Below are 21,503 nucleotides of genomic sequence, written 5' to 3'. Positions count from 1 at the left end.
AAAATTAGGTGCTATTTAGATCGGCAAAGTGCCATTACACATCCTACATATACAAATTTTACGTCTAGAAATCTTGACATTACATCGCCTGAATTTAATTACTATAAAATTCAAAATATTTTAATAAAAAACCTGATAATAGATACTATTCATGAATAGTTGTATGAGCAAACTCTTTTTTCCTAAATTTTGATCGCCCAGATTTATTACTGAGGTCTTAAGTCTGCCTGCTGCCTTCAGCATAAAAAAAATTGGGCTCGTGTATGTCGGAATTCAGTAAGTATTTTTTTAACGCCGTGCTGTCCTTGTTCGCTAGTAAATATCATACTCGCTCTTGGCGGACAGCGCTACAAATGCTTTCTTGAGATGATTTCAAAAGTTTTCTGTTTTTTCAGGTGAATCTACCAGCAAATTATCAACATTCTCATAGGGGTATGCGAAATGAGTCCAAATTTGGCCAGTATTGATTCACAATCTGTTCTCCGCAATTCTCGTCCTAAATCTATTGTCTTCATTGAGTCGGACTTAGATGACTATCAAACTCTTGCGGGTGGCGCGGTTCCGAATGCAGAAGTCATCATTTTAGACAAAAATGGCAATGGAGTCGAGCAGATTACTGCGAAACTGCAAACCATCGCTGCTGCGGGGGGAACTTTAGACGAAGTTCACATTTTTTCTCACGGCAATTCTGGCAGTTTGCAGTTAGGTTCTGCGACGTTGAATGCGGATAGTTTGCCGCAATATGCCAGCCAGTTGCAAGGGTGGCGAAATGCGCTGAGCGACAAAGCTGATATTATGCTTTACGGTTGCGATGTGGCTGCGGGTGACGGGGCTAATTTTGTCGATCGCCTGGGGGAGTTAACCGGGGCTGATATTGCGGCATCTAGCGATCGCACCGGCCGCACTGGTAACTGGAATTTGGAGTTTACCAAGGGTGATATTGAGGCATCCAGTGCCTTGACTCCAGAGACTATGGCCGATTACCGAGGGACTTTAGCGACTGTTACCGTTACCAACAATAATGATAGCGGGCCCGGTTCCTTGAGAAGTGCGATCGCCTCCGCAGCAGCCGGCGATATTATTCAATTTGCTTCCAGTCTTGCGAATCAAACAATTGTTCTAACTTCAGGTCAACTTGTCATCAATAAAAACTTGACAGTTGACGCAATTAGTGCAGCCAACTTAACCATTAGTGGCAACAACACTTCGCGGGTAATCCTCACCGAAGGTTCAACCAATGTTACTCTAAAAAACCTGATTGTTGCCAACGGTAAAGTCTCTGGAACCGATCCGAATAACGAAACAACTAGCGCTGGCGGTGGCATTAAAACGGGAGGTAACAGCACTTTAACCTTAGAAAATTGCCAAGTTAATAATAATGTTGCCGGTTTCGGTGGCGGCGTTCATACAGGTTTTATGAGTACCACAAATGTGCTTAATAGTACATTTGAAGGCAATGATGGGCGAGCGGCTAACAGCGAACGTGGCGGCGGTGCGCTTGCCACAAAAAGCGGCAGTTCTCTCACTGTAAAAGGCTCTACTTTCACCAACAACAAAGGCATTAACGGCGGAGCAATTAACCACCTTTTAGGCAACCTAACCGTCGAAAATTCTACTTTCTTAAATAACGATTCTACCGCTGGAACCGGAGGAAATACCAGTGGTTATGGTGGTGCAATTTACACCGATGGTGCTAATGCTTCCGGTGCAAATAGTACACCTGGGCCCGTTGGTGGCACGATCGCAATTCGGAACAGTCGCTTTGAGGGCAACAAAGGTGCAGGACAAGGTGGCGGGATGTTCCTGTTTGTCTATCCCGCAGACAAAATTATTATTGAAGGCAGTACAATCGTCAACAACCAAGTAACTAAAGGTTCCAATGGCGATTCACTTGGTGGCGGTTTACGAATTGGCAACGGCGAATTTACAATCAGCAACACTACTTTTTCCAACAACTTAGCGCAGAGTCAAGGTGGTGCTTTATGGGTAGGAGAAAAATCTCCGGGTACTATTATCAACAGTACCTTTGCAGGGAATAAAGCAGAAGACGCTAGTGGCAAAAGTGGTTTGGGTGGTGCAATGATGTTGAATACTCTTGAATCCATTAGCATTGTCAACAGCACTATTGCTAAGAATTCAGCAGGATTTCAAGGCGGAGCATTTTGGGGTGGTGGTTCACAAATTACTCTCAAAAATACAATTGTTGCTAACAATACCGCAAATAATGGTGGCAATGCTTGGAATATCAAACAAAATGCTGGTAACAGCAAATTTAGTGATGGCGGTGGCAATTTTCAATGGCCAGCCAAAAATCCTAATGACTCCAGTGATTTTAATGTCACAGATGCTGTGACTATTGCTGACCCTAAATTGGATGTTTTGCAAACTATTAATGGTTTCTCTGTGATGCCTTTGCTAGCAGGAAGTCCGGCAATTGATCGGGGTATTGGTGCTGGTGCACCTGCTACTGATGAGAGGGGACAAACTCGCGTTGACGGTGATACGAATGGAAGCATAATTGCTGATAGTGGTGCCTATGAATTTAACGGTACTGTCACCCCAACACCGACTCCGACTCCTGTACCCACTCCCACACCGACACCAACGCCCGCGCCCACACCAACTCCCACACCGATACCAACTCCCACACCGACACCCACACCAACTCCCACACCGATACCAGTTCCCACACCGACACCCACACCAACTCCCACACCGATACCAATTCCCACACCAACTCCCACGCCAACTCCCACACCGATACCAATTCCCACACCAACTCCCACACCAACTCCCACACCGATACCAATTCCCACACCGACACCCACGCCAACACCGACAACGGATAATGCGATCGTCGAACCCCTACCAGCCCCAGAAATCGACCCCGGCAGTATTACTCAAAATCCCGCCCAACAAACTCTCAACGGCGGTGACAGCACCGATTTCATCATAGGCGATGGCATCAACGAGTCAATTAACGGACTTGGCGACAATGACACCCTCTACGGAATGGGCGGCAGCGACAACATCGACGGCGGCAGCGGTAACGATTCCATCTTCGGCAATACCGACAATGACTTAATCTTCGGCGGCACCGGCAACGATACAATCTACGCCGGCAAAGATAACGACACTGTGGTTGGCGGAGACGGCGACGACTTTTTGAGAGGAGATTTAGGCCAAGATACTGTTGCCGGTGGCTTTGGCAACGACACCATTTTTGGCGGCAAAGATGACGATATTTTGCTGGGGGAAGATGGCGACGACTATCTGTTAGGCAACTTAGGAAATGACACAATTAATGCTGGAAATGGCAACGATATTGTGTTTGGAAATGAAGGTGCAGATTTAATTTTTGGTAAGGCTGGAAATGACACGCTTTACGGCGGCAAAGACAATGACAGTCTCGGCGGTGGGGATGGTGACGATTTGCTATTCGGTAACAACGAAAACGATTTGCTCGAAGGTTATACAGGCAACGATACGCTGTACGGCGGCAAAGGCAATGATAGCCTCTTCGGCAATGCTGGCAACGATTTCCTTAGCGGTGATGCGGGAGATGATACTTTGACTGGCGGTTCGGGGAATGATGTATTTCTGCTAACTCCAAGTTTAGGCAGCGATATCATTACAGATTTCCGCCAAGGCGAGGATTTAATTGGGTTAAATTCCGGTTTGAGTTTCAATCAACTAACTATTACTGGGAGCAACAATCAAACTTTGATTAGCGTCACCAGTAGCAATCAATTGTTAGCAAAACTGAACGGTATAGCGCCCGGTACTCTCACCGCTAGCGATTTTATTAGTCAGTAGTGATACCAAATCCGGGTTTTGGAGATTCTTGACGATTCGGCGGTCTGAGGCCGAATCGTCAAGGGGAGTATGTTACTGTTTCCTCTTCTCTTCGCGTTTTTTGCGTCTTCGCGGTTAAATCATTCAAAGGGGCGAACACAACAAGCGATCGCCCTTTTCCACCATCGCATTTGTCCGCAAATAATCCCGCAGGCGATCGCACCCGTAACTCAATAAATCCAGATTCAAAACTTGCTCCACATTCCACAAAATCAGCGTATTATCCTCGCTGACAGAAGCCACAAACGCCCCATCAGAACTGTACGCCACTCCCCGAATCGCCCCAGAGTTACCTCTGAGCGTCGTTAATTCCGTACCGTCAGAGTTCCACAACTTCACCGTATTATCCACACTACCAGAAGCAATAATCTTACCGTCCGGGCTAAATGCCACCCCCCAAACCGCCGCCGCGTGACCTTCAAGAGTTCTCACTAACTTACCATCCACAGTCCAAATCTTAACAGTATTGTCCCCACTGCCAGAAGCCAGAAATTTACCGTCAGGGCTAAACGCCACCCTCCACACCGCAGCAGTATGACCTCGAAAAGTTCTCACCAAAGTACCGTCAAGCTTCCACAACTTAACAGTACCATCGCCCCCAGCCGAGGCAATTAGCTGACCGTCCGGGCTAAATACCACCTGCCAAACAGGAGCATAATGTCCTGTCATAGTATGCAATAAAGTACCATTGGGCCGCCAAAGTTTAATAGTATTATCTTGACTGCTAGAAGCAATAATTTGACCGTCAGGACTGAAAGCCAATCCAAAAATCGTAGCGTTATGACCTACCAAAGTTGCGATCGCATTTCCGTTTTGAGTCCAGATATTCACCTGATTATCGTTTGTGCCAGAAGCAATTAACTTGCCATCGCGACTCAGTGCAACAGCATAAATCGCAGTATTTTGTCCAGTGAAAGTCCTCAATAATTTGCCTTGCCGACTCCAAAGTTTAGTCGTGCCATCCTCACTACCTGTAGCGATTGTAGAACTATCCGCACTCAGTGCGATCGCCCAAATCCCAGCTTTATGTGCACTAATAATCGTCCGCAAAGGGTTGTGACTCTGCCACAGCCTCACCGTATTTTCTGCACCCGCCGAAGCAATAAAACTGCCGTCAGGACTCCAAGCCATCCCCCAAATCCCAGCAGTGTGACCTCTAAAAGTCGTCAGTTCTGTTCCGTCGTCAACATTCCATAGTTTTACAGTCCCATCCCGACTTGCCGTAGCGATCATCTTACCGTCTGGACTGAAAACAACTGCGGATACTACAGCAGAATAACCTTCAAGCGTTCTCAGCAAAGTACCGTCTTTGTTCCAGAGTTTCACCGTTTTGTCTCCACTTCCGGTAGCAACAATCTGACCATCTAAACTAAACGCCACTGCAGATACCACAGAAGTATGACCCCGGAGAGTTCTTAACAGTTTGCCGTCAGAGTTCCAGAGTTTCACCGTTTTGTCTCCACTTGCGGTAGCAACAGTCTTACCGTCTGGACTAAAAGCCACTGAGGGTACCCCAGCAGTATGACCCTGGAGAGTTCTTAACAGTTTGCCGTCAGAGTTCCAGAGTCTCACCGTTTTGTCCATGCTGGCAGAGGCAATTGTTTGACCGTCGGGATTGAATGCCACTGTCCAGATACCAGCAGTATGACCCTGAAAAGTTTTCAACAAAGTACCGTTTCGCTGCCAAAGTTTTACAGTCCCATCATCACTTGCAGAAGCAATAAACTGACCGTCCGGGCTAAATTTGACCGATCGGACGATCGCCTGATGACCTTTGAGCGTTGCGATTTCCCTTCCGTCGCGCCGCCACAGTTTGATAGTTTTATCCACACTTGCTGAGGCAATAAACTCACTGTCAGGACTAATATCAACTCCGAGAACAGCCGCTTTATGACCCGATAAACGGTTGTATTCATCTGCTTCGTAAACAGCTTGTCTCAGTACATTATCAACTCGACCAGCGGTATCGGCACCTACCCCACCTAGTTTTTGCACTTTTCCTTTGGCTTTAATCGCTTCTATCAGTGCATCCAAGCGGCGATTAGAAGCAAAAAATCCGTCAGAAGAAGATGCCAGCGCTTTAATTTCGCTCACCCGCGCTTGCCGTTCGCTTGCTGTTGCTTTGCGATATTGAAAAAACGTTGCGATTCCCAACCCGCAGGCGAGCAGTAATGCCATACTGACTGCAAACAATAAGATTCTTTGTTGTTTGGCTGCTTGGGTTTCTTGAATTAGTCTTTTGTGTTCTTCTGTTAGCCTCGCTTCAATTTCTTTAGTGCGTTCTGCCTCTAATCCTTGTTGTACTTCGCGCCGATCTATTTCTTCAGAAGCGGCTAAAAATTGATAGTCTAAATCGCTCAAACTTTTTCCCTGGGCCCAACTTTGAGCATCTTTCAAAGCTTGTCCCCGCAACAGCCGCGATAAATCTTGCTGCTTAGATGTCACCCACGCATCAAAGGTTTGAGAATAAGGCCGCAGTTGTCCTAATTGTTTGTCTACCCATTTTAGGTTAAAAACTTGTTCGTAAATGCGGTTTTTTACTTTCAGTAAACTTTGCTCTTTCACCACCAACCCAGAGAGGATGAGTTCTATTTGTTCTGGGCTGTCATCGGTTGAGATCCCCCCTGCCCCCCGCCGGAGGGTTCTGATTGTCTCCCCCCCTTGATAAGGGGGGGTTAGGGGGGGTTCTGATTGTAAGATTTGCTGGTAAATTCCGAGCAATCTACTGGTTTTTTGTTCGTTGCGAAGGATGCGATCGCGGATAGTTTTTAAATGCTCTGGTTCGTCGCAGGCTGGCCAATGGTGGATGATGCGCGATCGCACTAAATTTTCTACCCAAAAGGCCTCCGTTCCTGGCGGAATAGTTAAAATTTGGCTATCATTTTCTTGACTAATACTTACTACTATGTTACAAAGCTTTTGCGTGAGAAAAGGTTGCCCGCCAGTCCAATTTAAGATTTCTTTTAAAACTGGCACTGCATTGTTTACACTTGTTTGTAATCCCGCCAGTAAAGGCTGTGCTTCCTCAAAGGTAAATCCTGGCAAATCAATTGCCATTCCAATATTAAATGGCGTCCGATTTTTGTCAGCAATTAAGTCGCTAGGAGTGGCGACTCCAAAAATGGCAAAGGTAAGGCGATTATACTCTGGATTAAGGGCGCGTTGGTTGTAGCAAAACCGAATTAAGGCAAAAAAGTCATCAACGGGAAAATCTAAGCCTAAAATACTATCTATTTCATCGACAAAGATAAAAATTTTATCTTGGGGGAATTGAACGAGCAGAATATTTTCTATAAAATGACTTAATCTTTGCAGCAGGGAAACTTCTTCTTCATCTCGCCACCAAGTTTTTAAGTTGATTTTCCCTAAAAGATTGAAGCCGCGCCACAGTTCGGCGGCGACTCCTTTATACCACTGCAAAGGGGTAATATTTTCGCTACCAGTGCGGGTTAAATCGAGGGTAGTGCATTGATAGCCTTGTGATTTGAGTCGGTGTAGGGTGCGGACTAATAGGGAAGATTTTCCCATTTGTCGCGAGTTGAGGACGTAACAAAACTCACCGGCTATTAAAGCTTCGTAGAGTTGCGAATCTGCTTTTCGCATCACATAGGTTCCGGCATTGGTGGCAAGACTTCCGCCGACTTGATATTCAAGCTTAGTCATGATTATTCCGTTCTATAAACTCCTGACCAGAAACCGATTTTATTGGATAAATCCGGCTTCTAAGTGTTAATTTTGTCGCTTCCTAAGCATCTCAAATTTTTCAACCAACCACTTAAATCCGAAACTTCATTGAAATCTAGTAACGAAATTTATCATAGGACACAAGCAATTATTATTTATTCTTTCTGAGCATTATTGCCCACTCGATCGCACAAATGTCTATCTTCCTCCTTCACATCGGTATTTGTTTGCAGATAATCCCGCACGCGATCGCATCCAGAGGCTAGTACCCGATCTAACTCTACACTCTGCTCTAAATTCCACAGAATTACCGTTTTGTCCTCAGAACCAGAAGCAAGAGTTTTGCCATCAGAACTAAAAGCTAAAGACCCCACCCGTGCGCTATGTCCCATCAGGGTTGTAATCTCAGTACCGTCACGTTGCCAGAGTTTGATCGTACCGTCACTACCCCCTGTAGCGATCGTTTTATTATTAGGACTAAAAGCCACACTCCAAATTCCAGAAAGATGTCCCTTGAGAGTGTGTAGCAACTTACCATCACGACTCCAAAGTTTAGCCGTTTTGTCATCACTCGCCGAAACAATTACCTCTCCGTCCGGGCTGAAAGCTACACCAAAAACTAAACTACTGTGACCTTGAAGTGTCTTAATTAACGTACCATTCAGCCGCCAAAGCTTAACGGTCTTGTCTCCACTTGTTGAGGCAAGAATCTCCCCGTCAGGACTAAAAGCTACCCCCCAAACCCCGGCTTTATGTCCTCTGAGGGTAGTCAATTCGGTTCCGTCTAACCGCCAAAGTTTGACTGTCGTATCCCCACTTGAAGAAGCAATGATTTTGCCATCAGGACTAAAAACAACTCTCCTCATATCAACTCGTCCTGGGAGGGTCTTCAATAAAGTGCCATCAGCACTCCAAAGTTTAACCGATTTGTCTACACTAACCGTAGCAATAATTTTGCCATCGGGACTGATAGCAACGCCACTAAACGCAGAGTTATGCCCCTCAAACCGCCTCGGTAATTTACCGTCTCTGTGCCAAAGAAGAACCTCGTTTCCACTTGATGAAACCACTAATTGTTGATTCTTGCTTAAAGCGACTCCCCAAACGCCAGCAGTATGTCTCCGCAGAATTGTCAGCAAGGAGTTACTGAATTTCCAGAGTTTAACAGTGCCATCAAAAGAAGTCGATGCGAGATATTCGCCATTGTGACTAAATGAAAGATCGCTAATTGCGCTGTTATGTGCTTTGATAGTGGTGAGTAAAGTTCCGTCAATGTTCCAGAGTTTGAGCATCTGGTTATCAGAACCAGAGGCGATCGTTTCTCCATCGGGACTAAAAGCTAATGCCTGAATTCCCGCGTCATGGGCGGCAATTGTCCTTAACAAAGTTCCGTCACGGTGCCAGAGTTTAATAGTACCGTCTCCAGTGCCCGCAGCAATGGTATTACTATTAGGACTAAAGGCAATGGATAAGACTGGAGATTGATTTTGTGAAAGCGTTTTATACAAAGTGCCATCGCGCCGCCAGATTTTCACCGTGCTATCTTCAGAAGCTGAGGCAATCAACTCTCCATCTGGGCTAAAAACTGCTTTTCTGACTACGCCAAGATGCCCTGTTAGTGTCTTGAACAACGTGCCATTCCGCCGCCAAATTTTCACCGTCCTGTCTTGGGAAGCTGAGACAATTAATTCTCCATCTGGGCTAAACTTGACGCTGTAAATTGGAGCTTTATGTCCTGTCAGAGTGTGTAAAGGTAGTGCGGCTTTATCTGTGCTACTGTTAAGCTGCCAGAGTTTGATTGTTAAGTCTCCACTCCCCGAAACGATAAGCTGGCGATCGGGACTGATGGCAACTCCGATAACGGGTGCTATATGTGCTTTGAAGGTGCGAATTAATCTGCCATCTTGATGCCAAATTTGCACATCCCCGTCGCTTGTACCCACAGCGATAATCTCATCATCAGGACTAATGGCTAAGGCATTCATCCAACCACTATTGTCTGAAAAACGGTTGTATTCAACTGATCCATAAATTGCTCGACGTAGCGCCGATTCAACCATGCCATTTGTCGGGCGATCTGTGCCGTTTAATAGTTGTAGTTCTTTTCTGGCTTTGAGGGCTTCTATTAAGGCATCTAACCGCTTATCTAAGGCAAATAGGGCTTCGGAATACCGTGTTATGCTTTGAATTTTACCAATTTTTTCGTTGCGTTGGCTTTGAGTGGCTTGATGATATTGTGAAAAGGCGATCGCTCCCAATCCTAAAGCTAAGATTAATGCCATACTCAGTGTCACTATAAAGTATTTTTGTCGTCTGGCATTTTTTTTCTGTTCGAGCAGTCGCGCTTCAACTTCTGTTAGTCGTGCTGATTCTAGTGATTGTTGCACCTCGATTCGGTCTAATTTTTCACTTTGGGCTAAAAATTGATAATCTAGGTCGCTTAAACTTTTGCCTCGCGCCCAATTTTGAGCGTCAATCAATGCTTTGCCGCGCAATAGCCGCGATTTATCTTGTTGTTTTGCCGCCAACCACGCATCGAAGTTTTGCGAGTAAGGACGCAGAGATATTAATTTTTTTTCTACCCAATTGAAATCGAAGACTTCTTGATAAATTCGGTTTTTAACTTGCAGAAAATTGTGCTTTTTTTCTACCAATCCACTTAAAATAAGTTCGATTTGTTCGCGACTATCATCGGAGGCGACGGGCGGGCACGCACCATCCACCGCCCCTACGCTTTGTAAGATTTGCTGGTAAATGCCGAGCAATCTTCCGGCGCGTTGTTCGTTTCGCAAGATGCGATCGCGTATCGTTTTCAAATGCTCCGGTTCGTCCTGCGATTCCCATTTATCAATGATTTTATCCCGCACCAACGATTCCACAAAAAATCCCTCTGTTCCCGGTGGTATTTTTAAATCGCCGCTGCGGGATTCTCCAGCAGTTCTTACTACCAATTCACATATTTTTTGAGTTAAAAATGGCTGTCCTCCAGTCCAAGCTAAGATTTCTTTGATAACTGCTGGCGGATTGGTTATTACATTTTTTAATCCTTTCGCTAGTGGCTGTGCTTCCTCCAATTGAAATCCCTGCAAATCGATCGCTCGTCCGATATTAAAAGGAGTTCGATTTTTATCGGCGATTAAATCGCTGGGTGTGGCTACTCCGAAAATGGCGAAGGTAATCCGGTTGTATTCGGGATTGATGGCTCTTTGGTTGTAACAATACCGAATTAAAGCAAAAAAATCATCTACCGGAAAATCTAACCCCAGAATGCTATCAATTTCATCGACCAATATAACAATTTTGTCTTCAGAAAATTTAGCTAACAAAATGTCTTCAATAAAATAGCTCAATCTTTGCAGAAAGGAAACTTCTTCTTCTTTCCACCAAGTTTTTAAATTCACTTTTCCTAATAGATTGAAGCTGCGCCACAAATCGCCAACGATTCCTTTATACCACTGTAAAGACGTGATGTTTTCGGTGCCGATGCGGGTCATGTCGATCGTACTGCATTGAAATCCTTCTGCTTGCAATCGATGGAAGGTGCGTACCAGCAGCGAAGATTTGCCCATTTGACGGGAGTTGAGGATGTAACAAAACTCGCCGTTTTTCAAGGCTTGATAGAGTTGGTCATCTGCTTTTCGCACTACGTATGTAGGGGCATCACTGGCAAGACTGCCACCAATTTGGTATGTTACCTCGGTCATGCCGTTTACGGGTTGGTTTAAAAGTGAAAGTTGAGTATAAAAAGAGGCAGTCTGAGCGTTATTTTTGTCACCATCCCTACTGAATTATAATCCAACGGTGAGTATGTAGTTAATCAATTTAGAGGTGATGATGTGGTGCGATCCCTCGCCTTCCCAGACTTAAACTTAACAGCAGCACAGATTTTTACGGTAGGCAATCACTAAATAAAGTTTGGCGAACCAAAATACAGGCGGTACAACTCGCAGCTTAGCGTACAGCGGTTGTTATCGATATGAATCAACCCCATACTCACTAATTTACAAGCTACTATCGGCTCTAATTCCAGACCGCGCTCAGATTTTACCACTTGTTTAAGGGCAATTGCGAGTTCGGTATCTGCTTGCAATGTCACCCAAAAATTCCGCAAGTAATCTTTATAAATTCCTCCTATGGTGGGAGCTTCTTGCAAAAGCACATCTAACGTTACAGCCTTTTGATAGAGATGGTAAAAAGCGAGCCGGACTAGATAAGGATGTCCCCCCACCATTGCCATCAGTCGATCGGCATCTGGGCTATCTGTCCAATCGAGTCCGTAACGGTGCGCTAAAGCAAGTATCTGCTCTTCTGTAAAATAGGGCAATTGCAGCGGCAAACCGACATTAAAAGGCGATTCAGTGAGCTTTAAAGGAATATAAATTTCTGTGGAATGAAGGACGATTAACCGCAGTTTTCCCAAGGTTTCATTCCGCTTTGCTTCTTCATGCCAGCTTCGCAGAAGTGGCAAAAATTCTCTGGCAATTTTGGGATACTCAAAAATTCTATTTACTTCATTTAAAGCTAAGAGTAAAGGACGATTTATTTGAGTTAATATATATTGCTGCAAATAAATGGTGCAGCTTACTTTGCTACCCATATCTTCATCCCAAAAATCATCTAATAAAGGTGGCAAATCTAGATGCCTGCTGATGTTGGCACAAAACCACCTTAAAAATTTATCGAGGTTGTCTAAAACAGCTTCCTCAGCTTGCTGAAAATCCAAACTTACAGTTCGGTAGCCTAGAGAATTAGCGCGGTCTAAAATTCGTAGCAAAAGTGAACTTTTACCCATCTTCCTGGGAGCTTTTATCCGCAGAACACTCCCTGGCTTGGCAATTTCTTGATACGCGAGTTCTTCAATTAGCGGGTGATTGATATAAAATGGCGAACCGAGGGGTACGGGAGAGCCGGGATATTCTAAAGGTGTTGCTAGGCATTGGCTGCGGGTGAATTTTTCAATTAATTCTGCTTCCTCTGCGGTTAAGGAACGCGATTCTAGAGAGGAGCGAAAATTAGATTTACTAATAGGTATGTGGAAGATTTCAGAGAGAGATTGCCACAAGCCAGAGGCGATGTTTCTCAGGTAATGCTCTCCGTAATGAGAGGCCAATGCGATGCTTGTATAAGTCTTTCCTTCCCAAACTTGGCGGAGCAGGATTTCTTGTACGGGATGTAAATCTTTTTGCGATCGCGCACGAGTTAACTGTAGTACCTCATCTATCGTCATAATTGGCAATTGCCCGTAAGTTTATAGTTGATGTTATCACTTGTGATGTAATTTAAAGCTGAGTTTGTGTCAATTTAAAGTTAAACCTTCAGCAGGGACTTAAATCCCTGGCGGCTAAATGTGACATCAATGAAGAGTAAACCCGAATCTACAGGTTTTTGAGAAGGGTTATTTTTGCCGAGTTAAATCCGTGACATCCGTTAAATCTTGTGCTAGCCCCGTTGCCTGACAAGCGAATTTCAAAGGTGGTACCCGCCAAGTGCTCGATCCGTGGAATCAATCGGGAGCATCTGGAATCTCAAATCCTCAAGCCCGATCCTCGATCCGTGGGGTCAATCCAAAATCTAAAATCTAAAATCTAAAATCGAATGACTGGTCGCTGAGTGCCACAACCCAATTTCAAGAGGCGCTGGCGGGGTTAGCTTTCAGGTAGCAGCGCTGAGTTTTTCCAAAGCAATTGGCCAAAATGTCATGTAGGTGTCACAGTTAGTCGTGAAGCTAACAGTAAGAATGTGACAGTTGACATCGCTCTATGTTAATCGATTGATGTTAATTTAATTAAAAGTAGTTTTATATCGCTGCATCGACTCATCAATAGCGTTCAGTCTCAAGAGCAATTTTTTATTTGGTTACAGGGTTTTAGGAAATCGTGCTGCAATACTTTTTCAAAAAGATGAGCTAGCAAATAGTCTGGTTGGTTGAATACAAATGGTTCATAAAATGTTTCCTAATTATTTTATTCCTCACGGTCATTGCTATTTGTGGAAGCCTGGATTAGTGGGGCTGCACATTTTGTCTGATGCTTTGATTGCTTGCGCTTATTTTGCGATACCCATCACGCTGATTTATATTGTCAAGAAGCGAAAAGACCTGCCTTTTGACTGGATTTTCATGTTGTTTGGCTCTTTTATTGTCTGCTGCGGCATTACCCACGTTATGGAAATATGGACGCTGTGGCATCCTAATTATTGGTTTTCAGGTTTTCTGAAAGCGATTACGGCGCTAGTTTCGCTATCCACAGCAGCAGTGCTGGTGGAACTAATCCCAAAAATCTTGGCGATCCCCAGTCCCGCTCGATTGGCGGCGGCAAATTTGGCTTTACAAAATGAGGTGGGCGATCGCAAACAAGCTCAGGAAGCACTCTCAGAATTAATGCTGGAACTGGAAAAACGGGTGACGGAGAGGACGATCGCTTTAGAATTAACTAATGAACTTTTGCAACAGGAAAATCGCGATCGCTCCTTGGCTGAAAATTCATTGCGACATTCTGAAGCTAAACTGCTAAAACAAACTCAGCAGCTCGAAAACACTCTACAACAACTCACAAGTGCCCAAACCCAACTCGTGCAAACTGAAAAAATGTCTTCTTTGGGGCAAATGGTAGCTGGAGTCGCTCACGAAATTAATAACCCTGTTAACTTCATCTATGGCAATCTGATTCCTGCCCGGGAATACATTCAAGAGCTTTTGGGATTGATTAAGTTTTATCAAGTTTATTACCCTACTCCTCCACCGGAAATTGCTGACAAGATTAACAGCATCGAACTCGACTTTATTTTAGAAGACTTGCAAAAAATTTTTAGTTCGATTAAAATTGGAGCCGAGCGCATCAAAGATATTGTTAAATCTTTACGCACCTTCTCCCGCTTAGACGAAGCCGATATGAAAAAGGTAAATATTCATGAAGGTATCGACAGCACTTTAATGCTTTTGCAGCACCGCCTGAAAGAACAGCCATACCGTCCGGCTATCCAAGTGATTAAAGACTATGGAAATTTGCCAGATTTGGAATGCTACGCCGGACAGCTCAACCAAGTATTTATGAATATTTGTTCTAATGCGATTGATGCTTTAGAACAGATGGCGGTGCAGAAGCATTCGGTCAAAAAAGACTGTTGGGGGAAAATTTTACCCGATCGCTTGCAATATGCCCATTGCCAACGGCTAACAATTCGTATTAGCACGCTTATGGTTGACGGCGAGTGGGTGCAGATTCACATTGCTGATAATGGCAGTGGCATAGATGCTGAGGCGATCGCTAAAATTTACGATCCATTTTATACGACTAAACCTATCGGTTATGGTACAGGTCTGGGTTTGGCAATTTCTTATCAAATTATTCAAAGCCATGAAGGTTATTTGCGCTGCACTTCCGAGGTTGGGATGGGTACTGAGTTTATTATTAAAATTCCCTTAAAATCCCAACCTCAGCCAGCAACTTTTGCTGAAAAAGTTTTGGTAAAGCTGTAAATGTTGATTCATCCCGTTTTTGTAAATCAACTTGTAGGGCGGTTGATTATAACCAGCCCCAACCTAGAGACAGGGCTGGCTATAAAAAACCACCTCACAAGAACCAGAAGAGTGTTGCACTTAATATAATTTGCCTGTAAAAATCATGTGGGAAATAGTCAAAAATATCTTTTCTCCAACTCAGTATATGCCGCACGGTCACTGCTATCTGTGGCAAACGCCTTTGGTGTGGCTGCACGTAACCGGCGACTTTTTAATCGCGATGGCTTACTATTCAATTCCGGCGATGCTGATTTATTTTATTTTTAAGCGCCGCGATATTCCTTTTTTAGGAATATTTGGTTTGTTTGGTGCCTTTATTATTCTTTGCGGTACAGGTCACTTGCTAGACATTTGGACGCTGTGGCATTCCGCTTATTGGCTGTCGGGGATTGAAAAAGGAATTACCGCCCTCGTTTCCTGCTACACTGCCGGATCGATGGTAACGCTACTACCCCAGTTTTTGGCCTTAAAAAGCCCTCAAGAATTAGAAGCAATTAATATCAAATTACAGCGGGAAATCGCCGTGCGTGAAAATGCAGAATTAGCTCTGCGCTGCGCCTATGAAGATTTAGAACTTAAAGTGCAAGAGCGTACCGCACAGTTGACAGAAACCAACACTTCCTTAGAAACGGAAGCTTGCGAGCGCCAGCAAGCCGAGTTAAAATTGCGCTCAGTTACCGAACGCTTGCAATATTTGTTGGCTACTACTCCGGCAGTTATTTTTAGCTGCAAATTAGGGGGAGATTATGACGTAACATTTGTTAGCGAAAATATTTTTTCAATGATGGGCTACGAAGCGCGACAATTTGTGGATGGTTCCCTGGATTGGCACAGCCTCGTTCACCCCGAAGATCGAGAGATTATAGATACTTCCTTCGCTCAGATATTGCAAAAAGAATTGATTTCCTACGAATACCGCGAACTGCACAAAGACGGTAGTTATCGCTGGATTCACGATGAGGTTAAGTTGGTCAAAGATGCTGCTGGCATACCTGTGGAGTGTGTTGGTTATGGAGTAGATATTACTGCTCGCAAACAGGCAGAAGCAGCTTTGCAACAGCAACTAAAAAGAGAGCGACTGGTGAATTCCATTCAAGAGCGGATTCGCTCTTCTCTTAACCTAGAAGAAGTTATGACAGTGGCTGTTGAAGAAGTTCGCGAGTTCTTGTCAACTGATCGGACTGTTATTTACCGTTTCAACCGAGATTGGAGCGGATTTATAGCAGTCGAATCGGTAGCAAGGGGTGTGATGCCGATTAGGGGAATTGATATTAACGATCCTTGTTTTCGCGAAGGCTATATTTCTGTTTACCAGCAGGGGCGCGTTCGGGCGGTGGACGATATTTACACCGCTGGTATTTCCGAGTGCCACATTAATTTACTCGCCCAATTTGAAATTAAAGCTAACCTCGTGGTTCCTATTTTGCAAGGGGAAAATTTATGGGGCTTACTAATTGCTCATCACTGCCGCAGTCAAAAACAGTGGAACTCTTCTGAGATAGAATCTCTCAAGCAAATTTCTGTACAGCTAGCAATTGCCATCCAGCAATGTACGCTATTTGAACAAGCGAAAACAGAAATTGCCGATCGCAAGTTGGCAGAAGCAGCGCTGCAAAAATCTGTCAGAGTGGCTGATGCCGCCAACGTCGCCAAAAGTGAATTTCTTTCTTCTATGAGTCACGAATTGCGTACTCCCCTGAATGCAATTCTGGGATTTAGTCAGGTGATGGTGCGCGATTCATCCCTAAACAACGAACACCAACAACACTTAGGAATTATTAATCGCGCCGGGGAACATTTGCTTTCGCTAATTAATGATATTTTGGAAATGTCCAAAATTGAAGCAGGCAGAATTCAACTTAATGAAAGCAGTTTTAATTTAATTCGCCTGCTAGAAACCCTAGAAGAAATGTTTCGACTGAAAGCTAAATCTAAGAGATTGCAGCTCAATTTTGAAATAGCCCAAAATGTACCGTACTTTGTTAATGGAGATGAGGGTAAATTGCGCCAGATTTTGATTAATCTTGTCGGAAATGCCATTAAGTTTACAGAGACGGGTAGCGTTACCTTGCGAATGAAAAACAAGGTAGAAGAAAATTTGGCGACTGAAAATGTAGAGTTGAAAAGCACGCAAACAAAAACCGCCGACAGGGGATATGAAAAGTCCGCGCCTGCGAATTTTGATTGTGCAGACTCGAATTCTATTCGCCCGGTATCTTTACACCTTCAGTTTGAAATTCAAGATACTGGCCCCGGCATTGCTGCAGAAGAAATGAATAAGTTATTTATACCATTCGAGCAAACAAAAGCAGGTTATAAATCCGAACAGGGAAGCGGACTAGGCTTACCAATTAGTCGCAAATTTGTCCAAATGATGGGAGGGGATATTGTTGTCAGCAGTACACCTGATTTTGGAAGTACGTTTTCATTTGATATTCAACTGGGTCTGGCCGATGCCACCGAAATTCAAATGCTTAAACCGCATAAAAAAGTCATTGGTTTAGCACCAGAGCAACCAGAGTACCGGATTTTGGTGGTTGACGATCGTGCCGATAATTGTCTAGTCATAGATAGATTATTGTCACCGCTAGGCTTCCTCGTGCGAGAAGCTAAAAATGGTCAAGAAGCTATTAATGTATGGAAAGATTGGCAACCGCACCTGATTTGGATGGATATGCAGATGCCTGTAATGAATGGTTATGAAGCAACCAGACAAATTAAATCTCATCCTCTCGGAAAAGAAACGGTGATTGTCGCCCTCACAGCTAGCGCTTTTGAAGAGGAAAGAAAAACTATTTTAGCAGCAGGCTGCGACGATTTTATGCGTAAACCGTTTGAGGCTAAAATCTTGTTTGCTATCATAGAGAAATACTTAGGACTTAGCTATGTTTACGATGAATCTGTTGATAATAATCTTGAAAACGAAAGCGAATTGAGTGGGGTTAGCAGCAATGAATCCGTAGGATTACAACTCGCTCAAATGCCTAGTGAGTGGCTGGATAATATCCATGATGCTGCTCATGAATGCTACGATGATAAGATTCTTCGGTTGATTGAGGAGATGCCTGTAGAGTTTGCTGTCTCTGCACAGGTTTTAACTGATTTAGCACGTGATTTCCTGTTTGATGATATTATTGAGTTAGCGAAGTCTGCCATTAATGCCTGTGACTCTTAATATATTGGATTTTGAAAAAATACGGTTAGCGATCGCATGAACAGCAATCAGTCTCCTACAATTCCAGCCACCATTTTAGTAGTTGATGATAAACCAGATAACGTGCGGCTTTTATCTACAATCCTAACTGAGCAAGGCTATCAGGTTCGCAAAGCGTTGAACGGAAAAAGAGCTCTGGCGACGGTGCAGGAGTTTCCGCCGACTCTAGTTCTGCTGGATGTGATGATGCCAGAAATGAATGGATATGAGGTGTGTGCAAACTTGAAAGCTTCACCAAAAACCAGTTCAATTCCAGTGATTTTTTTAAGCGCCTTAGATGACGCTTCAGATAAGGTGAAAGCCTTTGATGTGGGAGCTGTTGATTATATTACTAAACCTTTTCAAGGTAAAGAAGTATTAGCACGAGTGGCAAATCAGTTAATAATTCAAAATCAGCAGCGACTGCTCCAAGAGCAAACTAAGCAACTAGAAGGGTGTGTCGATCGATTGCAAAAGGAAATTAAAGATCGGCAGACAGTTGAGCTAGCTTTACGGCTGGCTCAAAACAAATCGGATCATTTATTGCTGAATATTTTACCGGCTGCGATTGTTGAAAATTTAAAAAAAGGCGAGGGTTCTACTGCTGAAAGGTTTGAGTCAGCAACAGTTCTTTTTGCAGATATTGTCGATTTTACGTCTCTTGCTGCCAGAATTTCACCGCTAGAATTGGTAAATTTTCTAAATAAGATTTTTTCCAAGTTTGACGAATTAACTGAAAAACACGGTTTGGAAAAAATTAAAACAATTGGGGATGCTTATATGGTGGCGGGGGGTTTACCTGTGCCGATGGCAGATCATGTAGGGGCGATCGCAAATATGGCGTTGGATATGCAGGATGCGATCGCAGATTTTAAAACCGACACGGGCGAACCCTTTCAAATTCGGATTGGCATTAATACAGGCCCAGTAGTTGCTGGGGTGATTGGCACTAAAAAATTTATTTATGACTTGTGGGGAGATACTGTTAATGTTGCTTCTCGCATGGAATGTCAAGGATTACCGGGGTATATTCAAGTGACTTCGGCTGTTTGCGAGAAGTTAAAAGAGCGGTATGTATTGGAGGAAAGAGGCGCGATCGCGGTTAAAGGTAAAGGAGAGTTAATTGTTTATTGGCTAAAGGCTAAAAAATAGAGTTAAAACTCATTGCTAAGTTATATAGTCTTTAGAGCTCTCATATGAGGTACTATCCGGGATAGGGCATTGGCCAAACAGGGCATTGGGCAAACAGGCCAAACAGGGCATTGGCCAAACAGGGCATACCTCACCACGCTTGAGAACCGTTATAGTACAATACGGTTTACTTAAGTTATCAGTTGTAGGGTGCGTCACTCGTTTAATTGTAGTTGATAGCGAGAGTTGTTCTTGGCGACGCACCCTACGTTGACTAAAATTATTCAATCTAAAATCGACTGAATTCTCAGATCGTGTCGGATCGATTTACCACAATAAGTAGGGCTTGCTGAATAATTGATCGCTTTTTGGCGATGGGGAGTGATTGATTATTCAACCAGAGTTAAAGATGAGTTTTTCCTGCCTCATTTTGAGTAAAATATAAGCGCCAATTATGTTAAGCCCAAAAACAGGCATTGTTTTCCCCGAACCGCATAAAAACATACAAAAAACCCGGCGCCACCAGGTAGAAAGGTTCATTACTAAAAAAGTGATAGCAATAGCTGTACTAGAGGTATTCTCAAGTTTTGTCATTACCAGATTCAGGCTAAATCTTCGTTTACCTTGCCCAAATTTTCCTTCAATTGCCTGACGAATCCTCTCATCTTCCTTTGCTTGCTTCTTTTTTTCTTTACTCACATTTGCTGGAGGTCTTCCTAGAGGTGGTCCACTGATTCTAATGCCTTTTTCTTTACACCAAGCTCGGTTTTCTCTTGTACGATAAATCCGATCTGCATGAACTGACTCTGGATAATATCCTGTGAAGCTATAATAAGCTTCTACTTGTGCTTTCAAGTCTCCTGATTCGTTAAAATTATCCCAGCTCATCCGGTCTAGAAATACATATCCTTCAAAACAGCTCGCTGATAGTTTAGCTCCAAACTCTACGCTTTTTCCGGCTTTTCCTCGGACTATGGGGCGGATATGGGGCTGACTTAAACTTACTATTCTATCCTCCATACTCTGTTTATTATTATCAAATAACCATTGCTGTTGGCGATAGACTTCTGTGAGAACTAGCAAGGTTTTATATTTCTTTTTGTTCAGACTTTCTAGGGTCGCACCTAACTCGATTAGCTGTTCAATATGAGCTAGATTTCTTTTGATGTATTGGAGTTGTTTTTTAAGTGCCTGTCTTCTTTTGTTTCGGGTGGGCCGTCTTTGTTTGGCTACTGCTAAGTAGTCTTTTCTTGCTAGATTACGGTAGGTTCTTGGTTTTTTATTGATTTTACTTTTGATCTGTTTGTATAGGATATCTATAATTTTTTCTGTATGAACTCTAGCTTTGTTTAATAGTCCTAAGTCGGTCGGATAGGTAATGTCGGCTGGGGCACAGGTCGCATCTATGATTAATTTTCCGAACTTGGGTGATTCATTTTTGCCGTCCGAATCCTTTTTTTTTTCGGGTTTAACTGGGGTAATTTCCCACATTTTTTCGACCATTCGTTCGTTCACTTTATTAATTAGGTTGGAACTAATTCGTTGCCGGAAGTGAACTAATAGTGATGGGTCAAATGGCAGCTCGTTACTGTAGCTTGATTGACCGATAAAGTATTGCAGATACGGGTTTTCACGGATTTGTTCTACTGTTTCCCGATCGCTAATTCCTAATTTTTCCTTAATAATTAATGCCCCCAACGCCATCCTCCATGATTTGGCTGGTGCACCCATTTCTGTGGGGAAGTTTTGAGCATATTCTGATTCAAATTCTGACCACGGTATTACTTGGGCCATTTTTACCCAACGGTTATCTGGTGACAATTTAGAGCCGTTGGCTAGTTCAAAGTCCAAGGGTGGGACGGGAGCAAGCTCAACCTTTTTGTACATGATCTCAGGTGGTGATGCACGGGTTTTGACCTATTTTACCTGTTTATCTTGCACTTTATTCTCGATCGCATGATCGAAACCCAGGCCACGCAATATGCGATCGATTATTCAGCAAGCCCTAAGTAAGGTTCGTAGTGCAGGCTTGCATACGCTCAATATTTGGTACTTTTGTGGACACGCACAAACAGTATTTTCTATGGTAATCGACCAGAAATGATATCACCTTTTTGAGAA

The 21,503-nt window shown here is 43.7% G+C and carries 8 protein-coding genes; 4 read left to right on the top strand and 4 right to left on the bottom strand.

The window, feature by feature from the left end; translation table 11 throughout:
• Window positions 1–441 precede the first annotated feature (441 nt).
• Window positions 442–3,816, top strand: a complete 3,375-nt coding sequence (locus QUB13_RS20190; protein ID WP_333383928.1) for a DUF4347 domain-containing protein — start codon at window positions 442–444, stop codon at window positions 3,814–3,816.
• A gap of 123 nt (window positions 3,817–3,939) precedes the next feature.
• On the opposite strand, the gene QUB13_RS20185 is transcribed toward QUB13_RS20190, so the two are convergent.
• The 3 genes from QUB13_RS20185 to QUB13_RS20170 all read right to left on the bottom strand — a co-directional run bounded on the left by QUB13_RS20185 (window position 3,940) and on the right by QUB13_RS20170 (window position 12,766).
• Window positions 3,940–7,518 carry an AAA-like domain-containing protein gene (locus QUB13_RS20185; protein ID WP_333383924.1) on the bottom strand — a complete coding sequence of 1,193 codons (3,579 nt, stop codon included), beginning with the start codon at window positions 7,516–7,518 and terminating at the stop codon, window positions 3,940–3,942.
• 176 nt (window positions 7,519–7,694) lie between these two features.
• The gene (locus QUB13_RS20180; RefSeq protein WP_333383921.1) at window positions 7,695–11,243 is read right to left on the bottom strand and encodes an AAA-like domain-containing protein; all 3,549 of its coding nucleotides are present in this window, start codon (window positions 11,241–11,243) and stop codon (window positions 7,695–7,697) included.
• A 200-nt stretch (window positions 11,244–11,443) separates the two neighbouring features.
• Window positions 11,444–12,766, bottom strand: a complete 1,323-nt coding sequence (locus QUB13_RS20170) for an AAA-like domain-containing protein (RefSeq protein WP_333383917.1) — start codon at window positions 12,764–12,766, stop codon at window positions 11,444–11,446.
• Between the two features lie 702 nt (window positions 12,767–13,468).
• Between QUB13_RS20170 and QUB13_RS20165 the strand changes: the two genes are divergently transcribed.
• The 3 genes from QUB13_RS20165 (at window position 13,469) to QUB13_RS20155 (ending at window position 19,403) form a co-directional block, all read left to right on the top strand.
• Window positions 13,469–15,016, top strand: coding sequence for a sensor histidine kinase (locus QUB13_RS20165; RefSeq protein WP_333383959.1), 1,548 nt, complete (start codon window positions 13,469–13,471; stop codon window positions 15,014–15,016).
• A 187-nt stretch (window positions 15,017–15,203) separates the two neighbouring features.
• Entirely contained in the window at window positions 15,204–18,233 is a 3,030-nt protein-coding gene (locus QUB13_RS20160) for an ATP-binding protein (protein WP_442922184.1), read from the top strand.
• A 36-nt stretch (window positions 18,234–18,269) separates the two neighbouring features.
• Entirely contained in the window at window positions 18,270–19,403 is a 1,134-nt protein-coding gene (locus QUB13_RS20155) for an adenylate/guanylate cyclase domain-containing protein (protein ID WP_333383911.1), read from the top strand.
• 372 nt (window positions 19,404–19,775) lie between these two features.
• On the opposite strand, the gene QUB13_RS20150 is transcribed toward QUB13_RS20155, so the two are convergent.
• Window positions 19,776–21,269: an IS5 family transposase gene (locus tag QUB13_RS20150; RefSeq protein ID WP_333383908.1), complete on the bottom strand. Its 1,494-nt coding sequence runs from the start codon at window positions 21,267–21,269 to the stop codon at window positions 19,776–19,778.
• Window positions 21,270–21,503: the final 234 nt, after the last annotated feature.

Source organism: Microcoleus sp. B4-D4 (genome assembly GCF_036705185.1).
GTDB lineage: Bacteria > Cyanobacteriota > Cyanobacteriia > Cyanobacteriales > Microcoleaceae > Microcoleus.
The sequence above is the reverse complement of the archived record's forward strand: the minus strand, read 5'-3'. Positions and strand labels throughout refer to the sequence as shown.